Origin of the sequence: Pseudomonas sp. NY15356, from assembly GCF_048068175.1 — a bacterium.
Lineage (GTDB): Bacteria > Pseudomonadota > Gammaproteobacteria > Pseudomonadales > Pseudomonadaceae > Aquipseudomonas > Aquipseudomonas putida_K.
Window position 1 is genome coordinate 41,589 of sequence record NZ_JBLUPW010000033.1, and the last position, 14,612, is coordinate 56,200.

Here is a 14,612-nt window from a genome sequence, read left to right on the forward strand (position 1 = left end):
CAGCTTTTTTCATTACGTTTCGATCATCGATATGCCGAGCTGACTTGCAGCTTTCAAGAATAAAAAGGATATAGCCGATGCGTGCAAAACAAGGCCTTTTGAAAGGCCTGAATCCCACCGTGACCGTTTGGTCACTTGCCCTGGTCATGGCGTTCGTCATTTTCTGCGGTATCTATGGAGAATCAGCCACGGGCGTTTTCAAACTCGCCTCGGACGCCATCCTTGATAACTTCAAATGGTTCTATATCTCCCTGGTAAGCGGCGTTTTGCTGGTGCTGGCGGTGTTGGCCATGAGCCGATACGGCACGCTGCGCCTCGGGCGCCCAGACGAGAAACCGGAATACAGCTTCGCGGCATGGATCTCCATGTTGTTCAGTGCCGGCATGGGTGTAGGCCTTATCTTCTGGTCGGTAGCCGAACCTGTCCTGCACTATGCGAGCAACCCGTTCACCCCAGGGTTCACTGATGCGTCTGCCAGCATGGCGATGCGCATCACCATGCTGCACTGGGGCCTACATCCGTGGTCGATCTTCACCATCATTGGGCTGGGTCTGGCGTATTTTGCCTACCGCGAAGGCCTACCCTTGGCGCTGCGCTCGATTCTCTATCCCTTGATCGGTAACCGGATCTACGGCCCGATTGGTCACACGGTCGATATCGTGGGCGCTGTCGTCACAGCTTTCGGTGTTTCCCAGGCACTCGGCCTCGGTGTCGAGCAAATCAACATGGGGCTCCACCACGTCTTCGGGTTCCCCGTCAGCCTGACCTTCAAGCTGTCGATCATCGTCGTGGTGACGATCATCGCATCCCTATCGCTGATTGCGGGTGTGTCCAAGGGGATGAAACGCCTCTGCACCTTGAACATGTGGATTTCTCTGGCGCTGGTCGCAGTGGTGCTGGCATTGGGACCAACCAATTTCATCATGAACCTGCTGTTCGAAACGACCGGTGATTATCTGCAGAACATCGTAGGCATGAGTTTCTGGACTGACGCTCAAGCCGGTAGCGAATGGCAGAAAACCTGGACCGCGTTCTACTGGCCATGGTGGATGACATGGGGGCCGTTCGTGGGGCTGTTCATCGCCAAGATTTCGCGAGGCCGCACCGTCAGAGAACTGGTCTTCGGCGCGCTACTGGTGCCCACCATTGTCACACTCATCTGGATGTCGGTATTTGGTGGCACGGCCCTGAAAGACGAACAACAGGCGCGCCATGCCTACGCCAACCTGCCAGTAGCGGAGCAGTCCGCAGCCGGTGCGTTCAAAGGCGGCCCGATCCTTGAAGAAACCCGTCGCGAAACCACCACCGCCATGTTCACGTTCCTGGGAAGACTGGACGGTCCAACCGTGGGCGGCATCCTGAGCGTGGTTGTATGCCTGCTGCTTGCCGTGCACTTCGTCACCGCTGCCGATGCCGGGACGCAGGTGATATCGACGTTGAACTCCTCTGGGTCGCTACACCCACCCAAGTGGATACGGATCATGTGGTGCGTACTTGAAGGTGCCATCGCGGGCAGCCTGATCATTGCGGGCGGGCTCCTGGCCATTCAAATGGCCAGTATCGTGGTAGGCCTGCCGATCGCTGTGTACATGCTGCTCACCGCCTACACACTTTGCCGCAGCCTGCTCTCGAACAAGGACGTGATCGACGCCCCCGCAGTCGTCGAGACCAACCGTCGTCGCTCCCCGAAACGCGTTAGCCAATAACAAGGAATACCCATCATGTCTTTCAAGCGAACGATTCACGCGGTAGACACTCACGCCGGCACCCCAATGCGGGTGATTACAGGCGGCGTACCTCATGTGCCCGGCGACACTGTGTATGCAAAGATGAAGTGGCTTGAGGAAAATGACGACCAGCTGCGCAAACTGATGTTGCGTGAGCCTCGTGGCTACCCTGCGCACTGCTGCAATATCATCGTTCCGCCTTGCCATCCGGAAGCCGATGCGGGCTACGTGATCATGGAGCAGATCGAGTACCCGGTCATGTCTGGCGGCAATACCATTTCTGTCGTAACGGTATTGCTGGAAATGGGTTTGCTGCCCATGAAAGAGCCCTTGACCGAACTTGTGCTCGAAGCCCCGGCTGGGCTGATTCGCATCAAAGCAGAGTGCAAGGACGGCAAGGTCAAAGGCGTTACTTTCCAGAACGTGCCGGCCTTCGCTGCGCACCTGGACGCTGTCATCGACGTTCCGCACCTGGGCAAAGTGAGGGTCGATGTTGGCTGGGGTGGCATGTTCTACGTGATCGCGGACGTACGTCAATTCAAGGGGCTCGAGCTGATTCCACAGCACGGCGGTGAGATCGCGCGCATTTCTTCGATGATCAGGGAAGCGGCCATCGAGCAATTGCCGGTGGCGCATCCCGATTATCCAGGTGTAGGCATCACCATCTCGCAGTTGTCGGGGCCTACCGATGACCCCAAAGCCGATTGGAAGAACGTCGTGACCATGGCTTCGGGTGACTTCTCCTGGGATGACCCGGCTACTTGGACCGGTGCCCTAGATCGCTGTCCATGCGGAACCGGCACGAGCGCGAAGATGGCGACGCTTCACGCCAAAGGCGAGTTACCGCTCAACAAAGACTTCCGGCACCAGGGCATCATCGGCAACATCTATACCGGTCGCCTGATCGACGAAACGACCATCGGCAGTCATAAAGCGGTGGTTCCGACTATTACCGGTAAAAGCTGGATTTACGGCCTGAACACTTTCGTACTGGATCATGACGATCCATTCACCGAAGGATTCACCATCGGCGACATCTGGGCCTGACAGCAACTTTCAAGCTTTCAGGTGGGCACGCCGCGAACCCGATTGGACCGCGGCGTGCTTGCAGCCGGGCGCAATGCAGGCGCAGCCAGAACGTTCCATGAGTCGTCCCGGCCGTTATATTTTCCCGCGGCAAGGGGTGCGATAGTGATTCAAACAACACTTAAAAGTAGATTCGCATGTACAGAAGCACCTCCACCCCCGCGGATGACAACGGCTGTGGCTGGTTCCACCTGAGCCCAGCCCGCACGCCAAAACCCAGCCATAAAGGTCGTAGCTCTGCACGCTGGGTTGTATTGGGCGCAGGGTTCACCGGACTCGCTGCGGCACGCCAACTCGCCTTCCATTATCCAGCAGACGAAATCATTCTGATCGAGGCCCAAGTCGTGGGGTTCGGTGCGTCCGGGCGCAACTCCGGCTTCGCCATCGATCTGCCTCATGACATTGGTGCTGCGGACTATATTGGACCGCTGCCGACTGCCCGGATGAATCTGAAGCTTAATCTTCGGGCGCAGGGCATCCTTGAACAATTGATCAAAGAGCACGGCATCGATTGCCAGATAAGGCCAGATGGCAAGTATCAAGCTGCCGTGGAAGCCAAGGGGCTTGCGGTGTTGGAGGCGTATCGCAGTGGCCTCGAAAAGCTTGACCAACCCTATGAAATGATCGACGCACAAGATCTTCCTGATCATCTGGGTACATCATTCTACAAAAAAGCGTTGTATACCCCCGGCACCAAACTACTTCAGCCAGCGGCCCTGGCCAAAGGGCTCGCAGAGACGCTGCCGGCCAACGTTACCCTCTACGAGGGCACGGTCATCACCTCTATCGAACAGGGCGACCGCGTCACGCTGAGGCACGATGCCGGCGAGATCATCGCCGACCAATTGCTGCTCACCAATAACGCCTTTGCTTCGCACTTCGGCTTCCTGCCGGGCCGCCTGCTGCCTATCTTCACCTACGCGAGCATGACTCGCCCTCTGACGGCAGAGGAGCAGCAGCGACTTGGCGGCAAGGAAACCTGGGGCGTGATCCCCGCAGATCCGTTCGGTAGCACATTACGTCGTACCCCCGATCAACGCCTGCTCGTGCGCAACAGCTTCAGTTTCAATGCCGATGGTCGTGCCCACCAGCGTTATCTGGATCGTGCCGGGCGCCAGCACAGGGACTCGTTCGAACGACGTTTTCCGATGCTTTCAGGCCTGCCGTTCGAGTACACCTGGGGTGGCTCCATGTGCTTGTCGCGTAATCACATGTCGCACTTCGGCTCACTGGCGCGCAATGTACATGGGGCTCTGTGTTGCAACGGCCTGGGCATCACCCGGGGCACCGTGACCGGCACCTTGCTGGCCAACTGGCTCGCTGGCGAACGCGATGAGCTGATTGATTTCCTGTTGAGTGCCGAAGGGCCGAATCGCAACCCTCCCGAACCGTTTCTGAGCGTTGGCGTCAACTTGAATCTGCGCTGGGGCCAGCACCGCGCGGGAATGGAAAGCTAAAGGGGACGACATGCAGAGCCTGGGCATTATCGGTGTAGGTGAACTGACTGAAAGCATCGTTCGCGGATTGCGCAGAGGCGGGTTTACCGGCGTGATCATGGTGTCTCCGCGAAACACGGAACGCGCCCAGTCTCTGGCTGCAGATTGCGCGTGCCAGGTTCTGCAAGACAATCAGGCGGTCGTTGACTGCAGCGAAATCGTGCTCCTCGGCGTCCGGCCAGAACATATCGGGAGCGTGGCAAAAGAAGTCCATCTGAAGCCCGGGCAAAAGCTGATCTCGCTTGCGGCAGGCATAAGCCTGAAGCAGCTGCGCACCGACTTCCCGCAAGCCGACTGCGTGCGGGCAATGCTCTCATGCGCAGCCAAGCTCAACCACTCGACGGTTGTCATCTGCCCGCCTGATGCGGCGACAGCGAACGCTCTCGAAACGTTGGGCCAGCTGGTGATTCTGAAAGATGAAGATTCTTTCGAACTTGCAACTGTCGCGGCGTGCATGAACAGCTGGTTTTACTTCTTGCTGCACGATCTGGAGCAATGGTTGAGCGAAAAAGGTTTGCCCGCTGATGAGGCTCGCGCCCTGGTGCTAGGCAATATCAAAGATTGTGTAGGTTCTGCGGAATCCAATCCCGGCAAGAGTCTCCAGTCGCTGGGCTGGGCGATCGCCACTCCGGGGACGTTTTCTGCAGAAGGGCTGGCCGTGTTGATGCATCAACCGGTAAGTGCCAATTGGGGGGCTGCCTGTGAAGTTGTATTGGACGCACTTCTGACTCGAACTCGACCTCCGCGGTAAAGCATCGAAAAGCCCGATTACTGTTATGACTTGTCCTGTGCGTTATATGGCCTGTTAGCAATCGATGCCATAGTGACGCACGGCAGGATGCCAAGGTGCGCAAGTCACCGATTGGGCAAGGCGCCTCCCCCGCTCGCTATAACCCGCATAGTTAACCCGCCATCGCGGCCGGTAACTGTGCGCGCAATAAAAACAAGAGGTGGTAAATGTCAGTTTCAAAACGCTCTGTTGAGGATGCTCCGCTAAATGCATTTCACCGCAAACTGGCGGTGTATTCATCGGGTGGTCCGTTTCTTGACGGCTATGTATTAAGCATTATCGGCGTTGCCATGGTGCAGATTTCAGGCGCCCTCTCCCTTACTGCCTTTTGGGAAGGCCTGATTGCAGCGTCCGCCTTGATTGGTGTCTTTCTAGGTGGCTTCTTGGGTGGATGGTTCACTGACAAGTACGGTCGAAAGATTCTGTATCTTGTTGATTTGATCGCCATCGTAGGCCTTTCGGTCGCGCAGTTCTGGGTCGAGTCTGCGTGGGCGCTGTTTGCCTGGCGCTTGCTAATCGGTATCGCTGTCGGCGCTGACTACCCGATCGCCACATCCCTGTTGGCCGAGTTCTTGCCCCGCAAGCATCGTGGCCCCTTGCTGGCTGCAATGGTGCTTATGTGGTTCGCAGGCGCCGCAGTCGCCTATCTGGTGGGTGAACTCTTGCTCCGTGTCATGGGTGATGATGGTTGGCGATGGGTCTTGGCAAGTGCGGTGGTACCAGGCGCACTGTTCCTGATCGCTCGCTCCGGTACTCCGGAGTCACCACGCTGGTTGTTGAACAAAGGGCGCGTGGCTGAAGCAGATGCGGTGATCAAGAAGGTATACGGGTCCTCATATTCCATTAGTGATCTGCCAGAAGCCGTAAGCGAAAAGCCAACTTCCGTGTGGTCGCTGTTCCACTCCGGCTACGGCAAGCGCATGGCATTCATCACCCTGTTCTGGACCTGCGCCATTGTCCCCCTGTTCGCCATCTATGCGTTTGCCCCCAAAGTTCTGCAAGCATTGAAACTCACAGGTGACTGGGCCAGCTACGGCTCCATTGCCATTACGTTCCTGTTTACCTTGGGCTGCCTACTGGCAACCAAGCTGATCAACCGCATGGGTCGGCGCAAGATGCTGATCCACAGCTTCCTATGGTCAGGCTTGTCCCTGCTGCTGCTGGGCATGTTCCCAGATGCCTCTCCTACCTTGGTGCTTATCCTGTTTGGCGGGTACGCGGTCATGATCGGCGGGGCTCAGGTACTGGAATATGTATACCCCAATGAACTCTTCCCGACCGAGATCCGCGCGTCTGCCGTGGGGCTTGCAACGTCGCTATCACGAATTGGTGCCGCAGTTGGAACGTACCTGGTGCCAATTTCTCTCGCGTCGCTGGGCATTGCCAACACCATGTTCGCAGCGGCTGTCATTTCGCTGTTCGGCGCGCTCATCTCCTGGTGGCTGGCCCCTGAGACGAGCAAGCTCGATCTGCAACAGGCTTCTTCACTGACCGCCGCCAAAGCAGGCAGCTACTAATTATCCTGATCCACCGAGACACCAAGGAGCACCTGATGACCCAAGTTCTTACCGTTGTACGAAACGCTGTTGAATCGGCGCTGGGTGAAACCTCCCCAGCCAAGCTGCCAATCGGCGAAATCGTCGCCGTCGCCGCCACCGGCCAGGCACAGACCGATGAAGCGGTCGGGGCCAGTATCGGCGTCTGGGAGAGCAGCGTCGGTGTTTTCCGCCGCCATTTGAAGAACCGCGAATTCAGCCACATCGTTAGCGGCTGGTGCACGTTTACCCCAGACGGCGGCGAGCCTGTCGAGCTGCACGCGGGTGATGCCGTGCTGTTCCCGGAGAACTGTGAAGGCGTCTGGGACATTCGCGAACCTCTGCGCAAAACCTACGTGCTGTTCTAAGGAGGATTCATGATCGAAAGGATCAAGCCTGGCGCTCGTGCCAGCCAGATGGTGCTCATAAATGGACGCATTGAAACTTCAGGCATCGTCGCCGAAGCGCCCCAAGGCAGTATCAGCGAGCAAACGCAATGCGTGCTGGCCCAGCTCGAGCGCTGGCTTTCAGAAGTAGGCGCTTGCAAGAAAAACATCTCGCGCATTCAGATCTGGCTGGCCAACATGGACGACTTCGCCGCCATGAATACGGTCTACGACGCCTGGGTCGGCGACGAGCCGCCGGTACGTGCGTGTGTAGGCGCGCAACTGGCCGCGCCTGAATACCTCATCGAGATCCAGGCTTTCGGCGAGATGCCGTAACACCGGCCTGTTCGCTCGGAAATCGCCGCAGCCACAAACTGCGGCGTTTTTTTGCGCTGAACTTACAACTCAGGATCCAGCCCGACCCGTTCATTGCTCCATTCAAAGCGCTCCACCTCGTGCCGACGCTTGCGAAAGCTGTAGGGCGTTTCGCCGTACTGCTTGCGGAACCAGAGTATGAAATGGGAAGCGTCCGAGAAACCGCAGGCCAACGCAATGGTCGTGATGTTCTGACTGGTATTGACCAGCAAGCGCCTGGCGTGATCCAGACGCAGCTTGCGCCAATAGTTGGCAGGAGGTTCTTGCGTATTGGCTACGAACTCACGATGCAACTGTCGAGGATGCGTACCGACAGCACTCGCAACCGCCTGGATCGTAAGGGCTGACCCCAGATTCTCGCGCATGAAAGCGATGGCTCGTTGCACGCGGTCGTTTTGATAGACCCCCCCTTCTGGTCCCGTCGCCTCCTCTTCGTTTCGCTCCTCGACCAATAGGTACTCCAGGCCCTTCTGTGCCCGAACGGCTCCGCAGTGGCGGCGTATCAGGCTGGCTGCCAGGTCAATGGCGGTGCCACCGGGACAGGTGATGATCCCCCGATCATCGACATAGTTCTTGTCGATCACCGCAGTGGACAGCGGGAAGCGCTCCTTGAATTCTTCTCGCAGGGTGAAATGCAGCGCACAGCGCCTGCCATCCAGCAGCCCCGCCTTGCCCAGCACGAAAGAACCGGAGCACAGCGCGATGATCGGAATATTGGCAGCATGCACATCCCGTAGCGCGTCGAGCAGCCAGTCCGGCGGGTTGCGCGTCTCTCCGAGCAGCCCCCCGGCAATCACGATGTAGTCATACTGGGCCCAGAGGTTCAGGGGCTTGGTCGGTGAGATAGGCATGCCGCAACTGGCCACAATGGGCTGGTCATTCAGCGTCATCCAGTCCCACTGACAAAACACCTGCTGGCTGCGGAAGGACTTGTCCGCCGCGAAGCGCAAGGAATCCACCAGCCCGGCAACGGGTACCAAGGTGAAGTGATTCATCAAGACAAAGCCGACCCTCAACTCTGGCTTGATGGAGGCAGGAACGCTGCTTTGTTCTTCGGATCCCCGGACCACTGCGAATCACCTCGGCGTGTTGGACTGCTCAATTCTAAAGCACCCCTTCGGTCCTACATATCATATCGATCTCAGCTAATAGGAAGTTTAGGACATCCGGCACGAATAAGCGCAAGCGTACGATCAATTGTCATGAGCGTAATATCTAGGCAGCCGTTTACTGAGCATCATGTTGACAAAAACCAACATGCTCAAAGGCACTCACTATGTACCGTGGATTCTGGTATGCCCAGGCACTCGACCTGGACAGCGATCTGGCCCCTGCTCTGCAGGATACGATTCAAGCGGATGTCTGCATCGTCGGCGGCGGCTTCCTTGGTCTGTGGTCGGCCATCCGTCTGAAGCAGGCGCACCCGGAAAAAACCATCGTTATCGTCGAGCGCGACCGTTGCGGGTCCGGTGCCAGTGGACGTAACGGTGGTATCGCCACGAACTGGTGGGGCAAATATCTGTCGGTACGCACCATCTGCGGTGACGTCGAAGCGCGGCGCATCTGCGAAGCGGCTGAGTCGGCCATCGATGAAATTGGCAGTTTCTGCCAGGAGCACGGTATCGATGCCCAGTACCGTAAAGACGGTTGGTTGTGGACTGCCACTAACCAGCGGCAGATGGGCTCCTGGAAGGTGCTGACCGACGGCCTGCAGAAGCTCGATGTCAATCCATTCCAGGAGCTGGATCGAGAGACCATTCGCGGTCGCGTGGGCTCGCCGTTGGTTCTAGGTGGTATCTACGACCCTAACGCCGCCACTGTTCAGCCCGCAATGCTGGCTCGCGGTCTTCGCCGGGTAGCCCTGAAGCTCGGGGTGAAGATCTTCGAGAAATCTCCGTTCACTCACCTGGAACGTGGCAAGAACCCGGTGGTGCACACAGCCATGGGTCGGGTGAAAGCAAATCACGTAGTGCTCGCACTTAACGCTTGGGGCGCACAGTTCCCAGAGCTGCGTCGCATGATTGCGATCATGTCCAGCGACATGGTGGCTACCGCGCCGGTCAAAGCCAAGCTCGATGCCATCGGCTTCAGCGGCGGAGAGTGCATGACCGACTCACGCACCGTGCTCAACTACTGGCGCAACACCCCGGATGGTCGCGTGGTGTTCGGCAAGCCACTGGGCCAGTTCGCCTACGCCGGTCGCATCGGCAACCTTTACGAAAAGCCATCACCAGCCGCCGACAAGGTCGCTGCCGAGCTGCGCCGCCTGTACCCGCAATTGCAGGACGTGCCGGTGGTCAGCAGCTGGACCGGCCCGATCGACCGCGCCATGAAAGGCCTACCGAACTTCGGCTACCTCGACCATTACCAGACCGTCAGCTACGGCATCGGCTTCTCGGGCAACGGCGTGGCCACCACAGTCTTTGCCAGCCGTATCATCAAGTCGTTGGCCACTCACGCCAATGATGAGTGGGCCAACTGTGGCCTGGTCAATCAGAAAATGAAGTTGCTGCCGCCAGAGCCCTTCCGCTTCTTCGGCGCGCATATGGTGCGTGATGCACTGGTGCGCAAAGAATCCCTTGAGGATCACGACCAGGACGCGGGTTTCATCACCCGTCAGCTGGTTTCGATGGCTCCCGCCGGCTATGTCCCTGCCCAGAAGAAATAAGTATCAGGATCAGGATCATGAGTGAGCATATTGTTTTCCTCGACGACGACGGCCTTGCCGCGTCGACGCAACTCAAGCGCCCTGACTGCGAGCATAGCTGGCAGCAGTTTGCCTATACCAATCCCGACCAAGTGCTTGAGCACCTGAAGGACGCCACCATAGCGCTGACGTGCAGCGTGCCGCTGCGTGAAGAGCACCTGCGTCAGTTACCAAAACTGAAGATGATTTCCCTGGCACTCACCGGCCGCGACATCGTCGACGTCGATTACTGCGATGCACACGGCATCGAGGTATCCAGCGTACCTGGCTATGCCGCGAACACCGTCGCCGAACACAGTATGGCAATGATGCTTGAGCTGTTCCGTCGCCCGGCCGCCTTCAGCCGCCTGATGCGTAAGGTGCATGCCGGGCAGGCCGAGTACAAGAATATCTACTTCGATCACCGCATCCGTGATGTGCGAGGCAAGCAGATGGCGATCATCGGCAGCGGCCCGATCGCTATCCGCCTGGCTGCTCTAGCTCGCTCATTCGGTATGGAAGTTTTGTTCGAAGACCGTGGTGGTAAACGCCCGGGGCCGGACAACCGCCCGCTGGACAGCCTGCTCAAGAGTTGCGATGTCCTGTCGATCAACGCGCCCTTGACGCCAGAAACCTACAACATGATCGATGCCAAGAAGCTTGCGCTCATGAAAAGCGACGCGGTGGTCATCAACACCGGCCGCGGCGGCATCGTCAACGAGGCAGCGCTGATTGACGCCTTGCAACATGGTCGCCTGGGTGGTGTAGCACTCGACGTGGTTGAGGTTGAACCGCTGCACCCAAGCAACCCGCTGTTCCAGCTTATCGATCGCGACGACTTCATCCTCAACCCGCACATCGCCTGGAGCAGTGAAGATGCCATGCAGCAATTGATGGATCGCGCCGTCGACAACATCACCGATTTCGTTGCCCGCCACAATACTCAGAAAAGGACTCGCACCGCATGACCATCGCCACCAAAAGCAGCTTCGTCGACGGCGCTTTCGTTGCCCTGGAAAGCGGCACCGATATCCTCGAAAACCGCAATCCATCCAACCCAGGTGAAGTGATCGAATGCTTTGTGCGTGCTGACCGGTTTCTCACAGAGCAGGCAATCGCAGCCGCGCGCCGCGCACAGCCGGCATGGGCACGCAGCAACCCGCAACAGCGTGCCGATGCGTTGGACTTTATCGGTACCGAAATCCTTGCACGCCGTGAAGAGCTAGCCACCCTCCTCGCCCGCGAGGAAGGCAAGATCGTTCGCGAAGCGCTGGGTGAGGTCGACCGCGCCGGGCGTTCGTTCAAGTTCTATGCCCAGGAGGCGCTGCGTGCCGAGGGTGAGAAATATCAATCAGTGCGCCAAGACGTTGGCATTGACGTATTCACTCAACCGCTGGGTGTCATTGGCATCATTGCGCCGTGGAACTTCCCGATTGCCATCCCCGCCTGGAAGATCGCGCCAGCACTGTGTTTCGGCAACTGCGTAGTATTCAAGCCCGCTGAACTGGTTCCATCCTCGGCCTGGGCCTTGGCCGAAATCATCAGCCGCTCTGGCTTGCCCGCTGGCGTGTTCAACATGCTTATTGGCCCGGGTCGCAGCGTGGGCGATACCCTCATTCGCTCGCCAGAAGTCGACGGTATCAGCTTCACCGGCTCGGAAAACACGGGTCGTCAGATCGCAAAACTGGCTGCTGAAGGCATGAAGAAAGTGCAACTGGAGATGGGCGGCAAGAACCCACTGATCGTGCTGGACGATGCCGACCTGGAGCAGGCGGTGGACATAGCGCTCAATGGCTCGTTCTTCAGCACTGGCCAGCGTTGCACTGCAAGTTCTCGCGTTATCGTCACTGAGGGCATTCATGACGCATTCGTGGCGCGCTTGGCCGAGCGCACTCAAGCGCTGAAAGTAGGCGACGCACTGCAAGCCTCCACCGATATCGGCCCTGTGGTTGACGGTCGACAGTTGGAGCAGAACCTGTCCTACGTAGCTAGCGGACGTGAACAAGGTGCCAGGTTGGTATGTGGCGGTGAGCGCATCGAAAACCAGGCAGGCGCCTATCTCTTCACACCGGCACTGTTCACCGAGGTGACTCCGGATATGCGCATCTATCGCGAGGAGATCTTCGGGCCAGTACTGAGCGTGCTGAAGGTGCGAGATTACGAAGAAGCCTTTGTCGCTGCCGAGGACACCGCCTTCGGTCTGTCGGCGGGAATCGTCACCACCTCGCTGCGCCATGCCGAACATTTCAAGCGAAACAGCACGGCGGGCATGGTAATGGTCAACCTGCCGACCGCTGGCGTGGATTATCACGTACCGTTCGGTGGTAACGGTGCATCAAGCCTGGGTTCTCGCGAGCAAGGCACGCACGCCCGGCAGTTCTTCACCCGCGTCAAGACCACGTACCAATTGGCCTGACGTCCCCCGTTCAAGCGCAAGCTGCTCATTCGCGAGATCGACCCTGGAGTCGGTCTCGTGAAACCTGCTGCACGAACAATTATGACTTTGAGGTAGTTAGCAAGATGGCCAAGGCCGCCGATGTCGTTGTGCAATGCCTGGAAAACGAAGGTGTCGAGTATGTATTCGGCATTCCCGGTGAGGAAAACCTCGACCTGCTGGAATCCCTGCGCAAGTCGAAGATCAAGCTGGTCCTGACCCGTCATGAGCAGTCTGCAGGCTTCATGGCCGCCACCTATGGCCGTCTGACTGGCAAGACCGGCGTAAGCTTGTCGACCCTCGGCCCGGGTGCCACCAACCTGGTGACCGCCAGTGCCTATGCCTACCTGGGCGGCATGCCGATGATGATGATTACCGGCCAGAAGCCGATCAAGAAGTCCAAACAGGGTCGCTTCCAGATCATCGACGTGTGCGGCATGATGGACCCCATCACCAAGTACACCCACCAGTTCGCATCGGCCGACAACATCCCGGCGCGCATGCGCGAAGCCTTCCGTCTGGCTGAAGAAGAAAAGCCCGGTGCCGTGCACCTCGAACTGCCGGAAGACATCGCGGCCGAACAGACCGACTCGCTGCCAATCCCGCCGAGCCTGCATCGCCGTCCGCTGGCAGAACACAAGGCCATCGAGGCAGCCGTGGCAAAGCTGCAGGCCGCCCGCAGCCCGATCCTGGTGATCGGTGCCGGGGCCAACCGCAAGATGACCGCCAAGGTTCTCAAGCAGCTCATCGACAAGACCGGCATCCCATTCATCACCACTCAGATGGGTAAGGGCGTGGTCGACGAGCGCCACCTGCGCTTCCTGGGTAACGCTGCGCTGTCGTCCGGCGATTTTGTACATCGTGCGATTGAAGCAGCCGACCTTATCATCAACATCGGCCACGACGTGATCGAGAAGCCGCCATTCTTCATGGTCCGTGGCGGCACCGAAGTCATCCACATCAGCTTCCGCTCAGCCGAAGTCGATGCCGTGTACTTCCCGCAGGTCGAAGTGATCGGCGACATCGCCAACGCCGTTTGGCAGATTGGCGAAGCGCTGAACGACACTTCGCACTGGGATTTCACCCGCCTGCTGGCCATCCGCGAGGCCAACGAAGCGCAGATCGCCGAAGGCGCCGACGACGACCGCTTCCCGGTGTACCCGCAGCGCGTGGTCGCCGACATCCGCCGCGTACTGCCGTCCGAGGGCATCGTGGCCCTGGACAACGGCATCTACAAGATCTGGTTCGCCCGCAACTACAAGGCTCACAAGCCGAACACCGTGCTGCTGGACAACGCCCTGGCGACCATGGGCGCCGGCCTGCCATCGGCCATGGCCGCGCACCTGGTGCACCCGGACCGCCCGGTGATTTCGATATGCGGAGACGGCGGATTCATGATGAACAGCCAGGAGCTGGAAACGGCCGTACGCCTGGGCATGCACATCACCGTGGTGATCCTGCGTGACGACGGCTACGGCATGATCCGCTGGAAGCAAGCCAACATGGGCTTCACCGATTTCGGTCTGGACTATGGCAACCCGGACTTCGTCAAATACGCCGAAGCCTACGGTGCCAATGGCTATCGGGTCGAAAGCGCGGATGCCTTGCTGCCCCTGCTGGACCACTGCATTTCCAACCCCGGTGTGCATGTGATCGACTGCCCGGTGGACTACAGCGAGAACGACCGCATCCTGAATATGGACCTGCGCGAGCGTAGCGCAGCTGTCTAAGGAAAAATAACGAAGTCTTCAGTCCGGCATTGAAAACTGTTTTGAAATTAAATATATGCTTCTTGGCATCAAGATCATATGTAATGGACTCTGGTGGCAATTAGTCTCTCTTGGGACGCGGGCGCTTAGCGCCCGTTTTTCTGCACATGACACCCGACCCACAACCATAATCCCAGTTATCCGGCTTCGAAAATGGTTACTTGCATTTCTCGGGCGTCCAACTGCGTGTGACCGACCAGATTCCGCCCATAACCACGGCGGTTGCAGGAGCTGAGTGCAACACGGTTATTGAATTGAAGCCGGAGCATCATGCCGCATTGCCATGGCATTTTGCATGACCTCTCCCATCACCTCGATGGGGCATTTG

At 58.3% G+C, this 14,612-nt stretch carries 12 protein-coding genes; 11 read left to right on the top strand and 1 reads right to left on the bottom strand.

Annotation, left to right across the window (positions count from 1 at the left end; translation table 11 throughout):
- The first annotated feature begins 77 nt into the window (after positions 1 to 77).
- From ACNFCI_RS20875 to ACNFCI_RS20905, 7 genes are all read left to right on the top strand, one after another.
- Positions 78 to 1,706, top strand: coding sequence for a BCCT family transporter (locus tag ACNFCI_RS20875; RefSeq protein ID WP_196155172.1), 1,629 nt, complete (start codon positions 78 to 80; stop codon positions 1,704 to 1,706).
- A 15-nt stretch (positions 1,707 to 1,721) separates the two neighbouring features.
- Positions 1,722 to 2,774, top strand: a complete 1,053-nt coding sequence (locus ACNFCI_RS20880) for a proline racemase family protein (protein WP_196155171.1) — start codon at positions 1,722 to 1,724, stop codon at positions 2,772 to 2,774.
- Positions 2,775 to 2,950: 176 nt separating this feature from the next.
- Positions 2,951 to 4,270 (top strand): NAD(P)/FAD-dependent oxidoreductase, encoded by a 1,320-nt coding sequence (locus ACNFCI_RS20885; RefSeq protein ID WP_196155170.1) that lies wholly within the window; start codon positions 2,951 to 2,953, stop codon positions 4,268 to 4,270.
- Positions 4,271 to 4,280: 10 nt separating this feature from the next.
- Positions 4,281 to 5,060 carry an NAD(P)-binding domain-containing protein gene (locus ACNFCI_RS20890; protein WP_196155169.1) on the top strand — a complete coding sequence of 260 codons (780 nt, stop codon included), beginning with the start codon at positions 4,281 to 4,283 and terminating at the stop codon, positions 5,058 to 5,060.
- 206 nt (positions 5,061 to 5,266) lie between these two features.
- Entirely contained in the window at positions 5,267 to 6,616 is a 1,350-nt protein-coding gene (locus ACNFCI_RS20895; protein ID WP_196155168.1) for an MFS transporter, read from the top strand.
- A 35-nt stretch (positions 6,617 to 6,651) separates the two neighbouring features.
- A complete protein-coding gene (locus ACNFCI_RS20900; RefSeq protein ID WP_196155167.1) occupies positions 6,652 to 7,002 on the top strand; it encodes a cupin domain-containing protein in 351 nt (116 codons plus the stop codon).
- A gap of 9 nt (positions 7,003 to 7,011) precedes the next feature.
- Positions 7,012 to 7,356 carry a RidA family protein gene (locus tag ACNFCI_RS20905; protein WP_196155166.1) on the top strand — a complete coding sequence of 115 codons (345 nt, stop codon included), beginning with the start codon at positions 7,012 to 7,014 and terminating at the stop codon, positions 7,354 to 7,356.
- A 62-nt stretch (positions 7,357 to 7,418) separates the two neighbouring features.
- Here ACNFCI_RS20905 and ACNFCI_RS20910 read toward each other — a convergent pair whose 3' ends face one another.
- Entirely contained in the window at positions 7,419 to 8,390 is a 972-nt protein-coding gene (locus tag ACNFCI_RS20910; protein ID WP_230381109.1) for a GlxA family transcriptional regulator, read from the bottom strand.
- Positions 8,391 to 8,671: 281 nt separating this feature from the next.
- Here ACNFCI_RS20910 and ACNFCI_RS20915 point away from each other — a divergent pair, with 281 nt between their 5' ends.
- The 4 genes from ACNFCI_RS20915 (at position 8,672) to ACNFCI_RS20930 (ending at position 14,245) form a co-directional block, all read left to right on the top strand.
- Positions 8,672 to 10,063, top strand: coding sequence for an NAD(P)/FAD-dependent oxidoreductase (locus ACNFCI_RS20915; RefSeq protein WP_196155164.1), 1,392 nt, complete (start codon positions 8,672 to 8,674; stop codon positions 10,061 to 10,063).
- 17 nt (positions 10,064 to 10,080) lie between these two features.
- Positions 10,081 to 11,049 (top strand): NAD(P)-dependent oxidoreductase, encoded by a 969-nt coding sequence (locus ACNFCI_RS20920; protein WP_368829429.1) that lies wholly within the window; start codon positions 10,081 to 10,083, stop codon positions 11,047 to 11,049.
- Complete coding sequence (locus ACNFCI_RS20925; RefSeq protein ID WP_196155162.1) at positions 11,046 to 12,497, top strand: aldehyde dehydrogenase family protein; 1,452 nt, start codon at positions 11,046 to 11,048, stop codon at positions 12,495 to 12,497. The genes ACNFCI_RS20920 and ACNFCI_RS20925 overlap by 4 nt, the downstream gene beginning before the upstream one ends.
- A 104-nt stretch (positions 12,498 to 12,601) precedes the next feature.
- Complete coding sequence (locus ACNFCI_RS20930; RefSeq protein ID WP_368829428.1) at positions 12,602 to 14,245, top strand: acetolactate synthase large subunit; 1,644 nt, start codon at positions 12,602 to 12,604, stop codon at positions 14,243 to 14,245.
- Positions 14,246 to 14,612 lie beyond the last annotated feature (367 nt).

Coding starts and splice junctions, on each gene's coding strand:
- ACNFCI_RS20875 (WP_196155172.1), top strand. CDS start 78: ATGCGTGCAAAACAAGGCCTTTTGAAAGGCCTGAATCCCACCGTGACC.
- ACNFCI_RS20880 (WP_196155171.1), top strand. CDS start 1,722: ATGTCTTTCAAGCGAACGATTCACGCGGTAGACACTCACGCCGGCACC.
- ACNFCI_RS20885 (WP_196155170.1), top strand. CDS start 2,951: ATGTACAGAAGCACCTCCACCCCCGCGGATGACAACGGCTGTGGCTGG.
- ACNFCI_RS20890 (WP_196155169.1), top strand. CDS start 4,281: ATGCAGAGCCTGGGCATTATCGGTGTAGGTGAACTGACTGAAAGCATC.
- ACNFCI_RS20895 (WP_196155168.1), top strand. CDS start 5,267: ATGTCAGTTTCAAAACGCTCTGTTGAGGATGCTCCGCTAAATGCATTT.
- ACNFCI_RS20900 (WP_196155167.1), top strand. CDS start 6,652: ATGACCCAAGTTCTTACCGTTGTACGAAACGCTGTTGAATCGGCGCTG.
- ACNFCI_RS20905 (WP_196155166.1), top strand. CDS start 7,012: ATGATCGAAAGGATCAAGCCTGGCGCTCGTGCCAGCCAGATGGTGCTC.
- ACNFCI_RS20910 (WP_230381109.1), bottom strand. CDS start 8,390: ATGAATCACTTCACCTTGGTACCCGTTGCCGGGCTGGTGGATTCCTTG.
- ACNFCI_RS20915 (WP_196155164.1), top strand. CDS start 8,672: ATGTACCGTGGATTCTGGTATGCCCAGGCACTCGACCTGGACAGCGAT.
- ACNFCI_RS20920 (WP_368829429.1), top strand. CDS start 10,081: ATGAGTGAGCATATTGTTTTCCTCGACGACGACGGCCTTGCCGCGTCG.
- ACNFCI_RS20925 (WP_196155162.1), top strand. CDS start 11,046: ATGACCATCGCCACCAAAAGCAGCTTCGTCGACGGCGCTTTCGTTGCC.
- ACNFCI_RS20930 (WP_368829428.1), top strand. CDS start 12,602: ATGGCCAAGGCCGCCGATGTCGTTGTGCAATGCCTGGAAAACGAAGGT.